Here is a 16967-nt window from a genome sequence, read left to right as displayed (position 1 = left end):
TTGGACGTTTGGAACAAAGGAGCTCGAATGGGATTGCTGGACAACAAGACCGCCATCGTTACCGGTTCATCGCGCGGCATCGGCGCCGAGGTGGCAAAATTCCTCGCCGCGGAGGGTGCCGCCGTCGTCGTCAATTACCGCCAGAAGGCCCCGCGCGCGAACAAAGTGGTCGCCGAGATTGAGGCCGCCGGTGGCCGCGCCGCGGCTGTCGGCGCGGACCTGACCACGCAGGAAGGCGTCCAGGCCCTCGCCAGCGCCGCGATGGAAAACTTCGGCTCGCTGGATCTGCTGGTCCTCAACGCCTCGGGCGGCATGGAATCCGGCATGGAAGAGGGCTACGCCCTCAAGCTCAACCGCGACGCCCAGGTCAACATGCTCAACGCCGCAGTGCCGCTGATGCCCGAGGGCTCGCGTGTGGTGTTTGTGACCAGCCACCAGGCGCACTTCATCGAGACTGTCCCCACCATGCCCGAATATGAGCCCGTCGCCCGCAGCAAGCGTGCCGGCGAAGACGCGCTCCGCGAGCACGTGCCGAGCCTCGCCGAGAAGGGGATCTCCCTGGTCGTCGTCTCCGGCGACATGATCGAGGGCACCGTCACGGCCACCTTGCTGGACCGCTCCAACCCGGGCGCCATCGAGGCCCGTCGTGCCGAGGCCGGCAAGCTCTACTCGGTCAGGGAATTCGCCGCGGAGGTCGCCAAGATGGCCACCGCCGACGTCGAGACCGGCCACACCGAATACGTCGGCGGCGCCGACTACTTCGACAAGGCCGGCGGCACCAACTAGGCCGCGCCGCGATGGCACCTGGCGCCAGCGTTCCTCACAAACGCTGCCGCCGGGCGCCATCCGGCGTTAAGGCGCCGCCCGGGTGCGCGGCCGTTAAGCTCAGACCCCGGCGATGTGCCGGACGGCGTCCAGGTAGGACATGTTGATAGCGGCGTCTGCCGCGGCCCGGACGGCCGGCTTGGCGTTGAACGCGACGCCGATCCCGGCGGCGCCGAGCATGTCCAGGTCATTGGCGCCGTCGCCCACCGCAATGGTGTGCTCCATAGGGATGCCCTCGGCGGCCGCCCACTCGCGCAGGTACTTCTCCTTGGCGGCACGGTCCACGACGTCGCCCACCACCTTGCCCGTCAGGGCGCCGTCGGAAATTTCCAGCTCGTTGGCGATCCAGTGGTCCAGCCCCAGCCGCTCCGCAATCGGGCGCAGGACCTGGTTGAAGCCGCCCGAGACGACTGCCACCGCGTGCCCGGCCGCCTTGAAGGCGGCCACCAGTTCGGCGGCGCCGTCGCTCAGTGTCACCTCGGCGCGGACGGAATCGACGACGTCGGCCGGCAGCTCGGCGAGCACCGCCACCCGGGCGTGCAGGCTCTGCGCGAAGTCCAGCTCGCCCCGCATGGCCGCCTCGGTCACGGCCGTGACTTCCTCGCGTTTGCCCGCATAGGCGGCCAGCAGTTCAATGACCTCCTGTTTGATCAGGGTTGAGTCAACGTCCATGATCAGGAACTTCCGCGGGGCCCGCCGCAGCACGGCGGGAACAACGGCTATGTCCACCCCGTCGATTCCGGCGATGCTCCGGCGGAGCTCGGCCAGCCCGGCGGAGGTAAGGGCGCCCGGGAGCGTGCAGTCCACGGAATAGACGGAGTAGCGGCCGTCGCCGGCAGTATTTTCGGAGCCCAGGGCCAACCCCGCCCCGGCCAGTGACCGGCGCACCTGCTCAACTTGGGAAGGGGACAAATTGATGCCGTAGCTGACCGCGGTCACGTTCGAACTCATGGCCTCAATCCTAGCGAGCGGGCCGGGGCGGACCGGAATTGGTTTCGCTCCGGTGACGCGGGCCACGGGGACCGCCGCCGGGCGCCCGGCCCGGTTATCAGTCGTCCGCTTTTTTGTCCTAGTGTCTACTCCTATGAGTGATGTTCTTGAAATGGCCGCCGTCAGCGTTGTGCGTGGGGCGAAAACGCTCCTCGACAAGGTCGACTGGCAGGTCAAGGAGGGCGAGCGCTGGGTGATCCTGGGCCCCAACGGCGCCGGCAAGACCACTCTGCTGCAGGTGGCCGCCGCCCGCCTGCACCCCACGTCCGGAATGGCCGGGATCCTCGAAGAGATCCTCGGCGCCGTTGACGTCTTCGAACTCCGGCCGCGGATCGGCCTGTCCTCGGCCGCCCTGGCCAACCAGATTCCCGAGCACGAGAAGGTCCTCAACGTCGTTGTGACCGCCGCCTACGGGGTCACCGGCCGCTGGCGCGAGGGCTACGAGAAGGACGACGAACGCCGCGCCTTCGCCCTGCTCAACGAGTGGGGGATGGGCCCGCTGCTGAACCGCCCGTTCGCCTCGCTCTCCGAGGGGGAACGCAAGCGTGTGCAGATCGCCCGCGCGCTCATGACGGACCCGGAACTGCTGCTGCTCGACGAGCCCGCCGCCGGCCTCGACCTGGGCGGCCGCGAAGACCTCGTCCACCGGCTCAGCGGACTGGCCCGCGACGAGGCCGCCCCCGCGATCGTGCTGGTCACGCACCACCTGGAAGAAGTCCCGCCGGGCTTCACCCACGCCCTCTTGATGCGCGACGGCGGCGTGGTCGCCTCCGGCCCGCTGGAGGCGGTGCTGACCGCGGAGAACCTCAGCGCGACGTTCGGTGTGGACCTGGATGTCAACGTCTCCGGCGGCCGCTACACCGCCACCGCCCGCCGCTGAAGGGACCACTGACAGCGCGTGGAGTTCCTCAGCAGCGTCTTCATTTTCTTCGCCGGGCTCTGGGCCGGCACCATCAACAGCGTGGTGGGTTCCGGCACGCTGGTGACCTTCCCGGTGCTGATCGCACTCGGCTTCGCGCCGGTCACCGCCTCGATCAGCAACGCCATGGGCCTCGTGGCCGGCAGTGCGGCCGGCGCCTGGGGCTACCGCAAGGAGCTCGCCGGGCGCCGCAACCAGCTGCTGAAGCTGCTGCCGGCATCGCTGCTCGGCGGCGTCACCGGCGCCTACCTGCTGCTGCACCTGCCGGAGATGGTCTTCCAATACGCGGCACCTGCCCTGATTGTGGTGGCCCTGCTGATGGTCGTGTTCCAGCCCCGGCTCCAGCGCTGGGTGCAGACCCGGGAGCAGAACCCGGAGCACGCCATCCGGGACAAGCAGCACGGCGTCCTGCTCGTGGTGCTGGTCTACCTCGCCGGCGTCTACGGCGGCTACTTCGTGGCGGCGCAGGGCATCCTTCTGGTGGGCATCCTGGGAGTCTTTATGGCCGGGACCATGCAAAACGCCAACGCCATGAAAAACATCCTGGTCCTGGGTGTGAATATTGTGGCTGCCGTGTCCTACCTGCTGTTCGCCTTTGACCGGATCAGCTGGACCGCCGTCGGTCTGATCGCCGTCAGCTCGCTGATCGGCGGCCTGATCGGCGCCAGGGTGGGCCGGCGGCTCTCCCCGACGGTGCTGCGCGGCGTCATCTTCACCCTGGGCCTGGTGGCGCTGGGCTTTATGATCGCCAAACTGCTGAACTGAGCCGACCGTGAGCTTCCATCACCTCGAATCCGCGGACGACCCGCGCGTCGCCGACTACACCCAGCTGACCGACGTGCACCTGCGCAAGCTCCGCGAACCCGCCGAAGGTATGTACATCGCGGAGTCTTCCCGGGTGCTGCGCCGTGCCCTCGCGGCCGGGCACCGTCCGCGGTCCTTCTTCCTGGCGGAGAGATGGCTCCCGGACCTCGCGGATGTATTCGAGCAGTATCCGGACGTGCCGGCCTACATCGGGTCCGCCGCTTTGCTGGAGGAGATCACCGGCTTCCACCTGCACCGCGGCGCGATGGCCGCCATGCACCGCCCCGCGTCCGTTCCGCTGCCGGAACTGCTCGCCGGTGCCCGCCGGATCGCCGTCCTCGAGGACATCGTGGACCACACGAACGTCGGCGCGATCTTCCGCTCGGCCGCCGCGCTGAGCCTCGACGCCGTGCTGGTGACCCCGCGCTGCGGCGACCCGCTGTACCGGCGCAGCGTCCGCGTCAGCATGGGCACCGTGTTCCAGGTCCCGTGGGCCCGGCTCGAGGACTGGCCGGGCTCACTGGCAGTGCTGCAGGAGCACGGCTTCCTGGTGGCCGCGATGGAGCTGACCGAGGACGCTGTCGACGTCGACGTCCTCGCGGCCCGAAACCCCGAGAAGCTGGCACTGGTGCTCGGCACCGAGGGTGCCGGAATGAGCGAGGCGACCCTCGCCGCCGTCGACCTCGCCGTGAAGATCCCCATGCGACCCGGCGTCGATTCGCTCAACGTGGCGGCCGCCTCCGCCGTCGCGTTCTGGGAACTGCGGCACCGCGGCTGATGCCCCAAAGCCGGCGGTGGACCGCATGCGGGCCGGTTCGTCGGGCCGGCGGATCTCGGCTATGATGGGTAGCTGGCCGTGCTGCGCCTTTCGGCGCCGGACAGCCATCCCACTCATACCTGGCAGCTGGCAAAATCCAGTTGCGCGAACAAAGGTCCAATTATGCAGTCTGATATCCACCCGAAGTACGAAGCTGTTGTTTTCAACGACCTGGCTTCCGGCGTCAAGTTCCTGACCAAGTCCACCGTGTCTTCCTCGAAGACCATCGAGTGGGAAGACGGAAACACCTACCCGGTCATCGACGTCGAAATCTCCTCCGAGTCCCACCCGTTCTACACGGGCAAGCAGCGCATCATGGACTCTGCAGGCCGCGTCGAGCGCTTCAACGCTCGCTTCAAGGGCTTCGGCGGCAAGAAGTAACCTTCTGCTCCCAAGGTCTTTTGGAAAAGCCCGCACCGGCAACGGTGCGGGCTTTTCGCGTCCCGGGCCTTGTGCGAACCCGCGCCGGCGCCCCGTGGCAGGATTAAGGGCATGACAACCCTTCCCTCCGTCCCCGGTTCCGGCAGCGCAGACGAGGACGGCCTCCGCCGCCACGGCGAGTACAAGGTCCCCGGTGGGAAACTCGTGGTCGCCGACCTCGACGTCGTCGACGGCGTCCTGGCGCACGTCTCGATCAGCGGGGACTTCTTCCTGGAGCCAGACGAGGCGCTCCTGGACATCAACCGCAGCCTCACCGGGCTGCCCGTCGACGCCGGCGCGGCCGACCTTGCGGCGGCCGTCACCGCGGCGCTGCCGGAGGACGCGGTGCTGTTCGGCTTCTCCGCCGGCGCGGTCGCGATCGCGGTCCGGCGCGCCCTGGCCAAAGCCACCGGCTGGGGCGACCACCACTGGAACATCATCGGACCCTCGGTGTTGCCCACGCACGTGAACGTCGCACTCGACGAAGTCCTCACCGAAGAGGTCGGTGCCGGCCGGCGCAACCCGACACTGCGGTTCTGGGATTGGGAGGAACCGTCCGTGGTGATCGGCAGTTTCCAGTCCGTCCGCAACGAGGTCCACCCCGACGGCGTCAGCCGGCACGGGATCAGCGTGGTCCGCCGGATCAGCGGCGGCGGCGCCATGTTCATGGAGGCCGGCAACTGCATCACCTACTCGCTGTACCTGCCGCAGACCCTCGTGGATGGCATCAGCTTCGCCGACTCCTACGGTTTCCTGGACGCGTGGGTGATGGCGGCGCTGGAAAAGGTGGGCATCAGCGCGTTCTACGTGCCGCTGAACGACATCGCCACCGAGCACGGCAAGATCGGCGGCGCCGCCCAGAAGCGGCTCGCCAACGGCGGCATGCTGCACCACGTCACCATGAGCTACGACATCGACGCGGACAAGATGGTGGAGGTGCTGCGGATCGGCAAAGAAAAACTCTCGGACAAGGGCACCACCAGCGCCAAGAAACGCGTCGACCCGCTGCGCCGGCAGACCGGCCTGGCCCGGGCCGAGATCGTCGCGGCGATGATGGAGGTCTTCACCGAGCGCTACGGGGCGACGACGGCGGAACTCACCGAGGCCGAACTCGACGCCGCGCGCAGGCGGGTGGAGACCAAGTTCGGCACCGCAGAATGGCTGCACCGGGTCCCGTAGGGCGCCCAGGGCGGGCGGCATCCTGCGTCGATACGCCACAAGTGGCCGCTTCACGCACCCGTTTAGCGGCCATGTGCGTCAGAAAAGCGCGCCCCGGCTGCTGCCCGGCGGCCATTCGCGTCAGATAGGCGCCCCGGACTGCAGCTTGGCGGCCATTCGCGTCAGAAGGGCGCCCTGGGCAGGCGGCGCTCTTCGTCGATTCGCCACAAGTGGCCGCTATGCCCACCCGTTTAGCGGCCATGTGCGTCAGATGGGCACCCCGGACTGCAGTTGGGGGCCGCGCCAGGGGCGGGCTGGCATCCTGCGTCGATTCGCCATAAGTGGCCGCTTCACCCACCCGTTTAGCGGCCATTCGCGTCAAATGGGCGCCCCGGACTGCAGCTTGGCGGCCATGTGCGTCAGATGGGCGCCCCGGACTGCAGTCCGGGGGGCCGCGCCAAGCGCGGGCGGGCATCCTTCGTCGATTCGCCGCAAGTGGCCGCTATACCCACCCATTTATCGGCCATTCGCGTCAGGTGCGGCGCCCCGGGGCGCCGCACCTCGTCCGTTCGCCACAAGTGGCCGCATGACCCAAGACTGGCTTATGCGGCGAAGTCGATAGGGGCTACCCCGCGGCCTGGGCCGTGAGCGCGCGCAGCAACTGGCTGCGCTGTTCGATGATGATCCGGCGCAGCGCCCGCGGCGCGGCCGCGTGCTCAGCGAGCCACGCGTCCGTCCGGGCGATCACCGGGTGCTCTACCGGCATCGCACCCGGGCCCGCCAGGTCCTGCCCTGCGGGGTAGAGGCCGCGGACGATCCGGCTGGCGATCTCGATGCTGCGGTCCGCCCAGACCTGCTCGAGGCACTCAAAGTAGGGCTCCACGTAGCCCGCCAGCAGTTCCGCCGGGGCCGTGTTGAAACCCGAAATGGTCGCGCTGAGCAGCTGGTTGGACAGTGCCGTGCCGTGCACGGCGGCGTCCCAGGCTTCGGCTTTGACCTTCGGGTCCGGCCGCGCGGCGAGGGCCGTGGCGTGCCCGGACTTGCCCGAAGCGGTATTGTCGCGGGCCAGTTCGGTGTCCAGTTCCTCGGGCTTGTCCTGGCCGTGGGCTGCGATCGCGTGCCAGAGGTTCCACCGGAGTTCCGCGTCAACGGAGAGCCCCTCGATCACGGTGCTGCCATCCAGCAGGCCCCTGAGCAGGCCAAGCTGGCCGGCGTCGAAGCGGCTGGTGGCGGCAACGGTCCGCGCCCAGGCCAGCTGCTGGTCGGAGCCGGGCGCCGCGTTCCGGAGTTCCGCGGCGGCCGCGTCGAGGAAACGGCTGCGGACGTCGTCCCGCCGGGCCGCCGGCACATAGCGTTCGATCGCCGTTCCCGCGTTGCCGAGGACGTTCAGGAGCACCCCGATGCCCTGTTCGATGGGGGCAAAGCGCTGCACCGCCTCGACGTATTGGGCCGCTGGGGTGGCAGCGTCCCGGGCCGAATCCCAGAGCGCGGTCCAGCACAGGGCCCGCGCCATCGGGTCGCTGATCACGCCCAGGGAGCGGCGTACCGTCGCCTCGGACTGCGGGTCGAGCCGGACCTTGGCGTAACTGAGGTCCTCGTCGTTGACCAGCAGCAGTGCCGGCCGGTCCTTGCCTGCGAGCTGGCCGACGTCGGTGCGTCCGCCGTCGACGTCGGTCTCCACACTGTCGGTGCGGACCAGGGCGCCGGCGTCGTCGAAGTTGTACAGACCGATGCGCAGCCGGTGCGGCCGCGGCTCCTGCCGGCCGGTGATCGGATCCTCGGCGTGCTGGACCACGGACACCGTGGCCAGGGCGCCGTTGCGCTCCTCGATCTCCGTGGTGAGGGTCGAGATGCCGGACGTCTGCAGCCACTGCCGGGCCCAGGCGGCAAGGTCGCGGCCGGAGGCGGCGCTCAATGCCGCCAGCAGGTCCGCCAGGGTGGTGTTGCCGTACGCGTGGTCACGGAAATACCGGCGGGAGCCGGCAATGAACGCGTCGAAGCCCACATAGGCCACCAGTTGCTTGAGCACGGACGCGCCCTTGGCGTAGGTGATCCCGTCGAAGTTCTGCTTGGCGGCTTCGAGGTCCGGGATGTCGGCGACAATCGGGTGCGTGGTGGGCAGCTGGTCCTGGACGTAGGCCCAGGCCTTGCGGTTGTTGGCGAAGTTCACCCAGGCCGTGTCCCAGTCCGTGGTCCGGTCCACGCCCAGGGTGCCCATGTAGTCCGCAAACGACTCCTTGAGCCACAGGTCATCCCACCACTGCATCGTGACGAGGTCGCCGAACCACATGTGCGCCATCTCGTGCAGCAGGGTGTTGGCGCGGCCCTGGTACTGCGAGTCGGCGGCGCGGGAGGTGAAGACGTAGCTTTCGGTGAACGTCACCAGCCCCGGGTTCTCCATGGCGCCGAGGTTGTATTCGGGCACGAAGGCCTGCTCGTACTTCCCCCACGGGTACGGGTAGTCGAAGAGGTCGTTGAAGAAGTCCAGGCCGTTCCTGGTCAGCCGGAACAGTTCCTCCGCGTCGAAGGAGGGCGCCATCGAGGCCCGGCAGAAGAGAGCCAGCGGCACCTCCAGCACGGTGCCGTCCGCGAGGCTCCCGCGCCAGGTGTCCTCGGCCCTGAAGTACGGGCCCGCGAGGACGGTGGTGATGTAGGTGGACATCGGCTTGGTGGCGGCGAAATCCCACCGGCTCGTGGCCGGGTCGCTGGTCAGCTGGGTGCGGAGGGACTCGACGCCGTTCGAGGAGACCTGCCACTCGGACGGGGCCATCACGTGGAAGGTGAACTCGGCCTTGAGGTCGGGCTGTTCGAAGTTCGCGAAGACGCGCCGCGCGTCCGCAGGCTCGTACTGCGTGTAGAGGTAGCACTGGCCGTCGGCGGGGTCGAAGAAGCGGTGCATGCCCTCACCGGACGTGCTGAATAAGGCCGTTCCCGTGACCGTGACCTGGTTCTCGGCCTGCAGGTTCTCCAGCCGGATCCGGGAGCCGTCCACCACGTCGGCCACGGGCAGGCCCTTGCCGTTGAGGAAGACGCTGTGCACGGATTCACTGATGAAGTCCAGGAACGTTGAGGAGCCGGGTTCGCTGGCGGAAAAGTTGATCACGCTGCGGCTGGTATAGCCCGCGACGCCGGGATCGGCCGCCTGCCGGACGTCAAGGGACACGTCGTAGCTGTGGGTGGTGATCAGGGCTGAGCGGGTTGCCGCTTCGTCACGGCTCAGGTTCTGGTTCGACACCCCGCTATCTAATCACGGACGGAACCGACAGCGGCCCGGAATCCGGCCCGCCGCTCAGCGGCCGGGGACGAGGACGACGGCGGCGGCCAGCCCGAGGGCCGCGATCAGCAGCCAGGAGGCCAGGGCCGCGAGCACGGCCCGGGTTCCGGTCCGCAGCAACTGCCCCACCCGGACGGCCGACCCAAGTCCGAACAGCGCCATGCCCAGCAGCAGGTCCTGCAGCACGGCGGCGGCCCCGAGCGCTCCGGGGGAGAGCCAGCCGGCGCTCCGCAGGGCCGCCATGGCAATGAAGCCGACCACAAACAAAGGCACCACCGGCGGGAGCCGGCCACCGGCGTCGGACCCGATCCTGTGGTGGATGCCCGCCGCGGCGACCATGGGGGCGAGCAGCAGCACCCGGGTGAGCTTGACGATCACGGCGACCGCGAGCGCCGAGGCCCCCGCGGTCTGGGCGGTGGCGACCACCTGCCCGACGTCGTGCACCGAGGCCCCGGCCCACGCCCCGAAGGTTTCCGGGCCGAGCCCCAGCGGGCCGATGAGCAGTGGCAGGACGCCGATGGCGAGGGTGCCGCAGAGCGTGACCAGCGCGATCGGAAGCACGGTGTCCTGCTGCCGGATCCGCCGGACGGCTGCCATCGCCCCGATCGCGGAGGCCCCGCAAATGGCGAAGCCGGTGGCGATCAGCAGCGAGATGTGCGGCGGCAGCCGGAACAGCCGTCCGATGCCGTAGGTGCCCGCGAACGCCGCCAGCACCACCCCGGTGATCAGCAACAGGGCGGGCCAGCCCAGGCCCAGCACCTCCAGCACACTGACCTTGAGCCCCAGCACCACGATCCCGGCGCGCATCAGGTGCTTGCCGGCGAAGTCCAGGCCGGCCCGGCCGGGACCGGCGCTCCAGCCGGACACTCCGGGCAGGTTCGCGGCCAGCAGCCCCAGCAGGACCGCCACGGTCATGGCCGGCAGTGCGGGCAGCAGGGTGTGGACGGCGAGGGCGGTCCCGACGGCGGCGGCGCAGGCGAGCAGACCGGGCAGCAGTGCGGGAAGAGCCTGCAGCCGGCCGGACGTCTGCGGCAAGGAAAAGCGGCGGAGAGGAGGCACGCCGTCAACCTTGCCCTACGCGCCGCCCAAACACCGCAGCGTGAGCCACAACACGCCCCGCGGGAGGTGCCGAAATGATTTCGTAACGAAAAGATGGTTGGCTTATGGGCATGTCTGACCTTTTTGAGGATTACTCAGAGGCTGCCGGCCGAAGCGGCGCCTACGACGAGATGTTTGCCCCGGGCCAGGAAGCCCGGCGCTCCTACGGCCAGGTTGCCGGGGCGCTGCGGGAGCTCTCGCTGGCCGACGTCACGGCGCGTGCGGACTCGATGGCACGGACGTTCCTGGACCGCGGCGTCACCTTCGACTTCGCGGGGGAGGAACGGCCTTTCCCGCTGGACATCGTCCCCCGGGTGATCCCGGCCGACGAGTGGACCGTGCTCGAACGCGGTGTGGCGCAGCGGGTGCGGGCCCTGGAGGCCTTCCTCAACGACGTCTACGACAAAATGACGGTAGTCTCCGACGGCGTGATCCCGCGCCAGCTCGTCACCACCAGCGCGCATTTCCACCGCCAGGTCCACGGCTTCGAGCCGGCCGGCGGCGTCCGCGTCCACATTTCCGGCATCGACGTCGTCCGCGACGCCGCCGGAACGTTTCGGGTCCTCGAGGACAACGTGCGAGTGCCCTCCGGCGTCAGTTACGTGTTGGAGAACCGCCGTGCCATGGCCAAGGGCCTGCCCGAGGCCTTCGGCCAGCAGCTGATCCGCCCGGTGGAGGAATACCCCCGCCGGCTGCTGTCCGCGCTGCGCAAGACTGCGCCGTCCGGCGTCGACGATCCCACCGTGGTGGTCCTGACCCCCGGCGTGTTCAACAGCGCCTACTTCGAGCACACCCTGCTGGCGGGCCTGATGGGCGTGGAACTGGTGGAGGGTCGCGACCTGATCTGCCGCGGCAACCGCGTCTACATGCGCACCACCGCCGGTGAGCAGCGGGTGGACGTGATCTACAAACGCATCGACGACGAGTTCCTGGACCCGCTGCAGTTCCGCTCCGACTCCATGCTCGGCTGCCCCGGACTCGTCAACGCCGCCCGCGCCGGCGGCGTCACGATCGCGAACGCCGTGGGCAACGGCGTCGCAGACGACAAGCTGGTCTACAGCTACGTGCCGGACCTGATCCGCTACTACCTGGGCGAAGAGCCCGTGATCGCCAACGTGGACACCTTCCGGCTCGAGGAGAAGGAAGCCCGCCAACACGTGCTGGACCGGCTCGATGAGCTGGTGGTCAAACCCGTCGACGGCTCCGGCGGCAAGGGCCTGGTGATCGGCCCGGACGCGTCCAAGGACGAACTCGAGGCCCTGCGCAAGCGCATTATTGCCGACCCGCGCGGCTGGATCGCCCAGCCGGTGCTCCAGCTCTCCACTGTGCCCACCCTCAGCGGCGACAAGTTCGGACCGCGGCACGTGGACCTGCGCCCCTTTGCCGTGAACGACGGCGACGACGTCTGGGTCCTGCCCGGCGGGCTCACCCGGGTGGCGCTGAAGGAAGGCTCGCTGATCGTGAACTCCAGCCAGGGCGGCGGCTCCAAGGACACCTGGGTGCTCGCCGATTCCCCGCAGGTTCCCGTCGAGGTCATCCCGCGGCCTGCCATCACGGTTCGCGAACGGGTGTCCGTCTGGCCGGTGGAAAGCAACTGGCGCGACAGCCAGAAAGAGCAGCAGCAACAGCAGCAGAGTTCTGACGCGCAGGAGGTAGCCGCGAATGCTTAGCCGTATTGCCGAGTCCCTGTTTTGGATCGGCCGCTATGTGGAGCGGGCCGACGGCACCGCTCGGATCCTCGACGTCCACCTCGAACGCCTGAACCACCTGCCGATGGAGGAACAGCGCAGCGTCGCGCAGGAACTCCTCGCCGTGATGGGCGCCCGGCCGCAGTCCGAGGACTTCGGCCTGGACGAGCTGCTGCACGCCCTGGCCTACGACAAGCAGAGCGCCACGTCGATCGCCGGGTCGCTCGGTGCCGCGCGGGAGAACGCCCGGCGCGCCCGGGAGACCGTGTCCTCGGGGCTCTGGGAGAGCCTGAACACCACCTACTACGGGCTGAACCAGCACCGCAAGGACGTGGTGGGTACCTACCGGTTCTGCAACTGGGTCCTGGAGCGTACCGCCATGGTCAGCGGCCTCGCGGACACGACGGTCAGCCACGACGAAAGCTGGCTGTTCCTGGTCCTGGGCCGCTCGCTGGAACGGGCGGACATGACGGCGCGGATGCTCTCCACCCGCGACGTGCTTTCGGCCGGCATGTCCTGGGTTAACATGCTCCGCTGCGCCGGCGCCTACGAGTCGTTCCTGCGCACGCGCCGGGCCGCCTTCGGCGACCAGCACGCAGCCGAGTTCCTGCTGCTGGACCGGCTGTTCCCCCGCTCCATCGTGTACGCCCTGCGCGACGCCGATGAGTGCCTCGCCAAACTGGACCCCTCGGCCCAGCGCGTCGGCTTTATCAACGACGCCCGCCGGATCGTGGGCCAGGCCCGGACGTTCCTGGAGTTCCACCGCACCGACGACCTGATGTCCGAACTGCCCGAGCACATGGAACGCGTGCAGAAGGCCGTCTCGCAGGCCTCGGACGCCATTTCCCGTAAGTACTTCAATCAGGCAGACGAACTGGCCTGGGTGGGAGAAGTTTCATGACCCGGCTCAGCATCACCCACAGGACCGCGTACAAATACAACAAACGCGTCACCCTCTCCTACAACGAGGCCCGGATGACGCCGCTGACGGACCCGCAGCAGGTGGTGCTGGAGTCCTCCATGAAGGTCTCGCCGTCGCAGGCGGCGATCAGCAGCTACCGCGACTACTGGGGCACCCGCGTGACGGCCTTCGACATGCAGATGCCGCACGACCACTTGGACGTCCTCGCCACCACCACGGTGGAGGTGCACCGGGTGGAGCGGATCCCCGCGGAGGCCGACATCGTGGGCTGGGACGTTCTGTCCGCCCCGGAAACGCTCAACCAGTACAGCGACTGGATCCCGCAGTCCCAGCTCACCGGCCCCGGCGCCGAGGTGCTCGGGATCGTCCCCGGCGTGGTCGCCGGGCGTAACCCGCACGAGGCCGCCATGGCGGTCTTCGAGTGGATGCGCGGCGAGATGAGCTACATGAAGGGTTCCACCGGCGTCACCACTAACGCCGAAGAGGCCTGGAATCAGCGCCAGGGCGTCTGCCAGGACCTCGCGCACCTCGCGATCGGGGCGCTGCGCAGCTGCGGGATCCCGGCCCGCTACGTCTCCGGTTACCTGCACCCGCGTTCGACGGCGGAGCTCGGTGAGACCGTCGCCGGGCAGTCGCACGCGTGGCTGGAATGGTGGGACGGCGAATGGCGCAGCTGGGATCCGACGAACCATAAGCCCGCCGGGGACTTCCACGTCACGGTGGCCCGCGGCCGCGACTACCGCGACGTGCCGCCGTTGAAGGGCATCCTGTCCGGCGGCGGCGGGTCGGCACTCGCGGTCACCGTGGAGATCACCCGCCTGGCCTGAGCCGGCCCGCCGGCGTGGGCTCGCCTATTCGAGGCCGGAGCGGGTGGCGTCATCCAGCGGCGTCCACCACGTCAGCGGCGGGACGATCTTGAACCGCCGGCCGGTGATGTTGTCCGGTGTAATCCGGACGAAGTGCTCCTTCTTCCCCGCCTGCCACGGGAACAGCAGGAGCCCCACGGTGTCCATGACTTCCTCCTGGTTCTTCACCGCGGCGGCCTGGCCCTTGACCACCACACTCCAGGCGATGCCGCTGTCCGAGTCCACGCCGTCGGCCTCGACGGCCACAGGGGTGTCGCCTGTCGCGGCGTGCAGCTTGGTACCTTCGGCAGTGCGGAACACGAGGGTGCCGTGGTCCACCTTGTAGTTGATCGGGAAGATGTCCGGGTGGTCGTCCACCCACACGGCCATCCGGCCCACCGTGACGCTGCGCAGCAGCCTCCAGCATTCGTGGTTGTCCAGGTTTTCGACTGCATGGGGCTGATTGGCGGCTGGTTTCGGATCAGTGCTCATGGCGAGGAGCCTACGTCAGGCAGAGCCGGGCGGGCTAGGGGCCAACGGCCCGCAGCCGTAACAATCCCCGGCCCTTTTGGGTCCGTTTAGAAGGGATCGGGGTATTCTGGCAACACGTCATCGGCGCGGATGTACGTCGTGAGAATTGGGGTCAGATGGATTCTGTCGATGCAGGCCGGGAGACGGTGAGATCCGGCAACACAAAAGTTGAAGACCTACTCAAGGATCTGGTGTCCCACGGCGGCGAGCTGCTGCAGTCACGGGAGCGCATGGCCGGCCTGCTCGAAGCCGTTGTTGCCCTCGCGGAGGACCTCAGCCTCGACGCTGTGCTGGAACGCGTGGTGCAGTCCGCCTGCCATCTCTTGCACGCCCGGTACGGCGCCCTTGGCGTCATGGGAGAAAATCTCACCCTGAGCCATTTCATCACGGTCGGGATTGACAGCGAACTCGCCGACAAGATCGGCCTGCTGCCCTCAGGTCGCGGGGTGCTCGGCGTCGTCGTCACGACCCCCCGGCCATTGCGTCTCCAGGACCTTGGCCAGCATCCGGAATCGGTCGGGTTCCCTGCCCATCACCCGCCGATGCGGTCCTTTCTGGGTGTGCCCATCCGGGTCCGCGACACGGTGTTCGGCAACCTTTACCTGACCGAGAAGGAGGGCGGCGGGGACTTCAGCGACGAGGATGAGGGCCTGGCGATGGCATTGGCCGCCGCCGCCGGCGTCGCGATCGAAAATGCCAAACTCTACGACGACGCCCGCCGCCGCGCCCGCTGGCTCGAAGCCTGCATGGATGTCTCCGGGCTGATGCTCGGCAGCGACCGGGACTACACCGCTGGCGGCCTCGATCCGATCGCCGCCCGGGCGCTGCAGGAATCCGAATCCAAACTGGCCCTCATTGTGGCCCCGGCGGTGTCCGGGCCCGGCTACATCGTCGCCGGCGCCGCGGGCGAGCGCGCCGCGGCCTTCTCCGGCGGGGTGCTGCCCCTTGACGCGCCCGAGCTGCAGGACGTGCTCGCCGGCGGTGAACCGTTGATGCTGGACAACCCCGCCGGGGTGTTCGACGGCATTGACGACGGCGGCAGCCTGGGACCGCTGCTCGCGGTCGCCCTGAGCACCCAGGGCGCCCACCACGGCCTGCTGCTGCTCGCGCGGGACCCCGAGGACCTCCGCTACACCCGGACCGATATCGAGATGGGTGCCGTCTTTGGGTCGCACGTGGCCCTGTCCCTGGAACTTGCCCGCGTCCACCGGCTCCGCGAGGAGCTGCTGGTCTTCACCGACCGCGACCGGATCGCCCGGGACCTGCACGACCTGGTCATCCAGCGGCTTTTCGCTGCCGGCCTGAGCGTGCAAAGCCTGACCAGATATACCAAGGACGAGCTCGCGACCGAGCGGATCCGCAATATCACCGGCGAGCTGGATGAGGCGATCCGCAGCCTGCGGGACACCATCTACTCGCTCAAGAGCAGCAACGGCGAAACTGAACTGCTTAGCGGCAGGATCCGCCGCGTCACCCGCAGCTCGGCCAAGTCAATGCCCTTTACACCCCGACTGACGCTGACCGGACCGGTGGACGCCGTGACGCCGGACAAAGCGGACAACGTGGTGGCCGTGGTCTCCGAGGGTCTGAGCAACGCCATCCGGCACTCCGGTGCGGACACGATCGCCGTGTCCGTCGCCGTTATCAAGGGCCAGGTCACGGTGGTCATCACGGACAACGGCTCCGGCTTTGACGCCTCCCTGGAACGCAACGGCCTGGCCAACCTGGAGGACCGCGCGCGGATGCTGGACGGCCAGTGCACCATCACCACGGCCCCGGATGCCGGCACCAGCGTGGAATGGTCCGTGCCGCTCTGACCCGCAGGGGAGCTGCCGGTCAGCGTACGCTGTGTTGCCGGCTGCCCTCGGGCGCCGCCCCGGCGGCCGGAGCCCCCGCTGCGGCCGGACTGGCGATGAAGACGGCCGCCTGCGTGCGGCGTTCGAAGCCCAGCTTGGCCAGGAGCGAGGAGACGTAGTTTTTCACCGTCTTTTCGGCCAGGAACATCTCAGCCGCGATCTGGCGGTTGGTGAGGCCGCCGCCGACCAGCTCCAGCACCCGGCGTTCCTGCGGGGTCAGGGCCGCGGTCCGCGGGTCGACCTCCTCGGTCTCCACCATGCTGTCCACGATTCCGGCGGCCACGCCGTCGTCGAACAACGATTCCCCGGCCGCGGCACGCCGCAAGGCCCCGATCAGGTCGGTGCCGCCGATCTCTTTCAGCACGTAGCCCGAGGCGCCGGCGAGGACCGCACCGCGGAGGGCCTGTTCGTCGTCGAAGCTGGTGAGGATGATGCAGTTCAGGGAGGGGTCCACGGAGCGCACGTCCCGGCAGACTTCGATTCCGGTGCCGTCGGGCAGGCGGGCATCCAGGACACAGACGTCCGGGTGTAGCGCCGGAATGCGCCGGGTGGCCTCCACGGCCGATCCGGAGCTGCCGACCACGAGGAAGCCTTCGCCCTCCAGCAGTTCCTGGAGGCCGCGGCGGACAAGTTCGTGGTCATCGAGGATGAACACGCGGATTACGGCCGGATGGCCTTCGGCTGCAGTGAGACCGGCATCTGCCCAGGCAATCATGATTCTCCCGTCCGGGCGCCGACGTTGCCACTTTTCCCACGGAGCTCCCCAGCCCGCGTTGCAGGTCTGTGGCAGACCGCGTCCGTACCTCTTGTGCGGGACCCG

The 16967-nt window shown here is 68.7% G+C and carries 15 protein-coding genes; 10 read left to right on the top strand and 5 right to left on the bottom strand.

Features of this window, described 5'->3' with window-relative positions; genetic code table 11:
* Nucleotides 1–27: 27 nt before the first annotated feature.
* The gene (locus AC6I9V_RS00455; RefSeq protein WP_349414166.1) at nt 28–786 is read left to right on the top strand and encodes an SDR family oxidoreductase; all 759 of its coding nucleotides are present in this window, start codon (nt 28–30) and stop codon (nt 784–786) included.
* Nucleotides 787–885: 99 nt separating this feature from the next.
* On the opposite strand, the gene serB is transcribed toward AC6I9V_RS00455, so the two are convergent.
* Entirely contained in the window at nt 886–1776 is an 891-nt protein-coding gene (serB, locus tag AC6I9V_RS00450) for a phosphoserine phosphatase SerB (RefSeq protein ID WP_497897938.1), read from the bottom strand.
* 133 nt (nt 1777–1909) lie between these two features.
* Here serB and AC6I9V_RS00445 point away from each other — a divergent pair, with 133 nt between their 5' ends.
* The 5 genes from AC6I9V_RS00445 (at nt 1910) to lplAB (ending at nt 5954) form a co-directional block, all read left to right on the top strand.
* Entirely contained in the window at nt 1910–2695 is a 786-nt protein-coding gene (locus AC6I9V_RS00445; RefSeq protein WP_497897937.1) for an ABC transporter ATP-binding protein, read from the top strand.
* An 18-nt stretch (nt 2696–2713) separates the two neighbouring features.
* Nucleotides 2714–3499 carry a sulfite exporter TauE/SafE family protein gene (locus tag AC6I9V_RS00440; protein WP_497897936.1) on the top strand — a complete coding sequence of 262 codons (786 nt, stop codon included), beginning with the start codon at nt 2714–2716 and terminating at the stop codon, nt 3497–3499.
* A gap of 7 nt (nt 3500–3506) precedes the next feature.
* Nucleotides 3507–4316: a TrmH family RNA methyltransferase gene (locus AC6I9V_RS00435; RefSeq protein WP_497897935.1), complete on the top strand. Its 810-nt coding sequence runs from the start codon at nt 3507–3509 to the stop codon at nt 4314–4316.
* A 162-nt stretch (nt 4317–4478) separates the two neighbouring features.
* Entirely contained in the window at nt 4479–4736 is a 258-nt protein-coding gene (locus AC6I9V_RS00430; RefSeq protein WP_056739465.1) for a type B 50S ribosomal protein L31, read from the top strand.
* 111 nt (nt 4737–4847) lie between these two features.
* Entirely contained in the window at nt 4848–5954 is a 1107-nt protein-coding gene (gene lplAB / locus AC6I9V_RS00425) for a lipoate-protein ligase LplAB (RefSeq protein ID WP_497897934.1), read from the top strand.
* 604 nt (nt 5955–6558) lie between these two features.
* On the opposite strand, the gene pepN is transcribed toward lplAB, so the two are convergent.
* Both pepN and AC6I9V_RS00415 read right to left on the bottom strand, forming a co-directional pair.
* The gene (gene pepN, locus AC6I9V_RS00420; RefSeq protein WP_497897933.1) at nt 6559–9168 is read right to left on the bottom strand and encodes an aminopeptidase N; all 2610 of its coding nucleotides are present in this window, start codon (nt 9166–9168) and stop codon (nt 6559–6561) included.
* 54 nt (nt 9169–9222) lie between these two features.
* Nucleotides 9223–10242 (bottom strand): YeiH family protein, encoded by a 1020-nt coding sequence (locus AC6I9V_RS00415; RefSeq protein WP_497900215.1) that lies wholly within the window; start codon nt 10240–10242, stop codon nt 9223–9225.
* 134 nt (nt 10243–10376) lie between these two features.
* On the opposite strand from AC6I9V_RS00415, the gene AC6I9V_RS00410 reads away from it, so the two are divergent.
* Genes AC6I9V_RS00410 through AC6I9V_RS00400 form a run of 3 tightly spaced genes read left to right on the top strand, consistent with a single transcriptional unit; the run spans nt 10377 to nt 13742 of the window.
* Nucleotides 10377–11975 (top strand): circularly permuted type 2 ATP-grasp protein, encoded by a 1599-nt coding sequence (locus AC6I9V_RS00410; protein ID WP_497897932.1) that lies wholly within the window; start codon nt 10377–10379, stop codon nt 11973–11975.
* The gene (locus AC6I9V_RS00405; protein ID WP_349414158.1) at nt 11968–12894 is read left to right on the top strand and encodes an alpha-E domain-containing protein; all 927 of its coding nucleotides are present in this window, start codon (nt 11968–11970) and stop codon (nt 12892–12894) included. Before AC6I9V_RS00410 ends, AC6I9V_RS00405 begins: the two co-directional genes overlap by 8 nt.
* On the top strand, nt 12891–13742 hold the full coding sequence (locus AC6I9V_RS00400; RefSeq protein WP_497897931.1) for a transglutaminase family protein: 852 nt from the start codon (nt 12891–12893) through the stop codon (nt 13740–13742). Before AC6I9V_RS00405 ends, AC6I9V_RS00400 begins: the two co-directional genes overlap by 4 nt.
* A gap of 24 nt (nt 13743–13766) precedes the next feature.
* Here AC6I9V_RS00400 and AC6I9V_RS00395 read toward each other — a convergent pair whose 3' ends face one another.
* A complete protein-coding gene (locus tag AC6I9V_RS00395) occupies nt 13767–14252 on the bottom strand; it encodes a pyridoxamine 5'-phosphate oxidase family protein (protein ID WP_349414154.1) in 486 nt (161 codons plus the stop codon).
* 155 nt (nt 14253–14407) lie between these two features.
* On the opposite strand from AC6I9V_RS00395, the gene AC6I9V_RS00390 reads away from it, so the two are divergent.
* The gene (locus AC6I9V_RS00390) at nt 14408–16108 is read left to right on the top strand and encodes a GAF domain-containing sensor histidine kinase (protein WP_497897930.1); all 1701 of its coding nucleotides are present in this window, start codon (nt 14408–14410) and stop codon (nt 16106–16108) included.
* 19 nt (nt 16109–16127) lie between these two features.
* On the opposite strand, the gene AC6I9V_RS00385 is transcribed toward AC6I9V_RS00390, so the two are convergent.
* Nucleotides 16128–16862, bottom strand: coding sequence for a response regulator (locus AC6I9V_RS00385; protein WP_349414151.1), 735 nt, complete (start codon nt 16860–16862; stop codon nt 16128–16130).
* Nucleotides 16863–16967 lie beyond the last annotated feature (105 nt).

It is taken from the genome of Arthrobacter sp. SlRoot2-15, assembly GCF_059739345.1.
The sequence above is the reverse complement of the archived record's forward strand: the minus strand, read 5'-3'. Positions and strand labels throughout refer to the sequence as shown.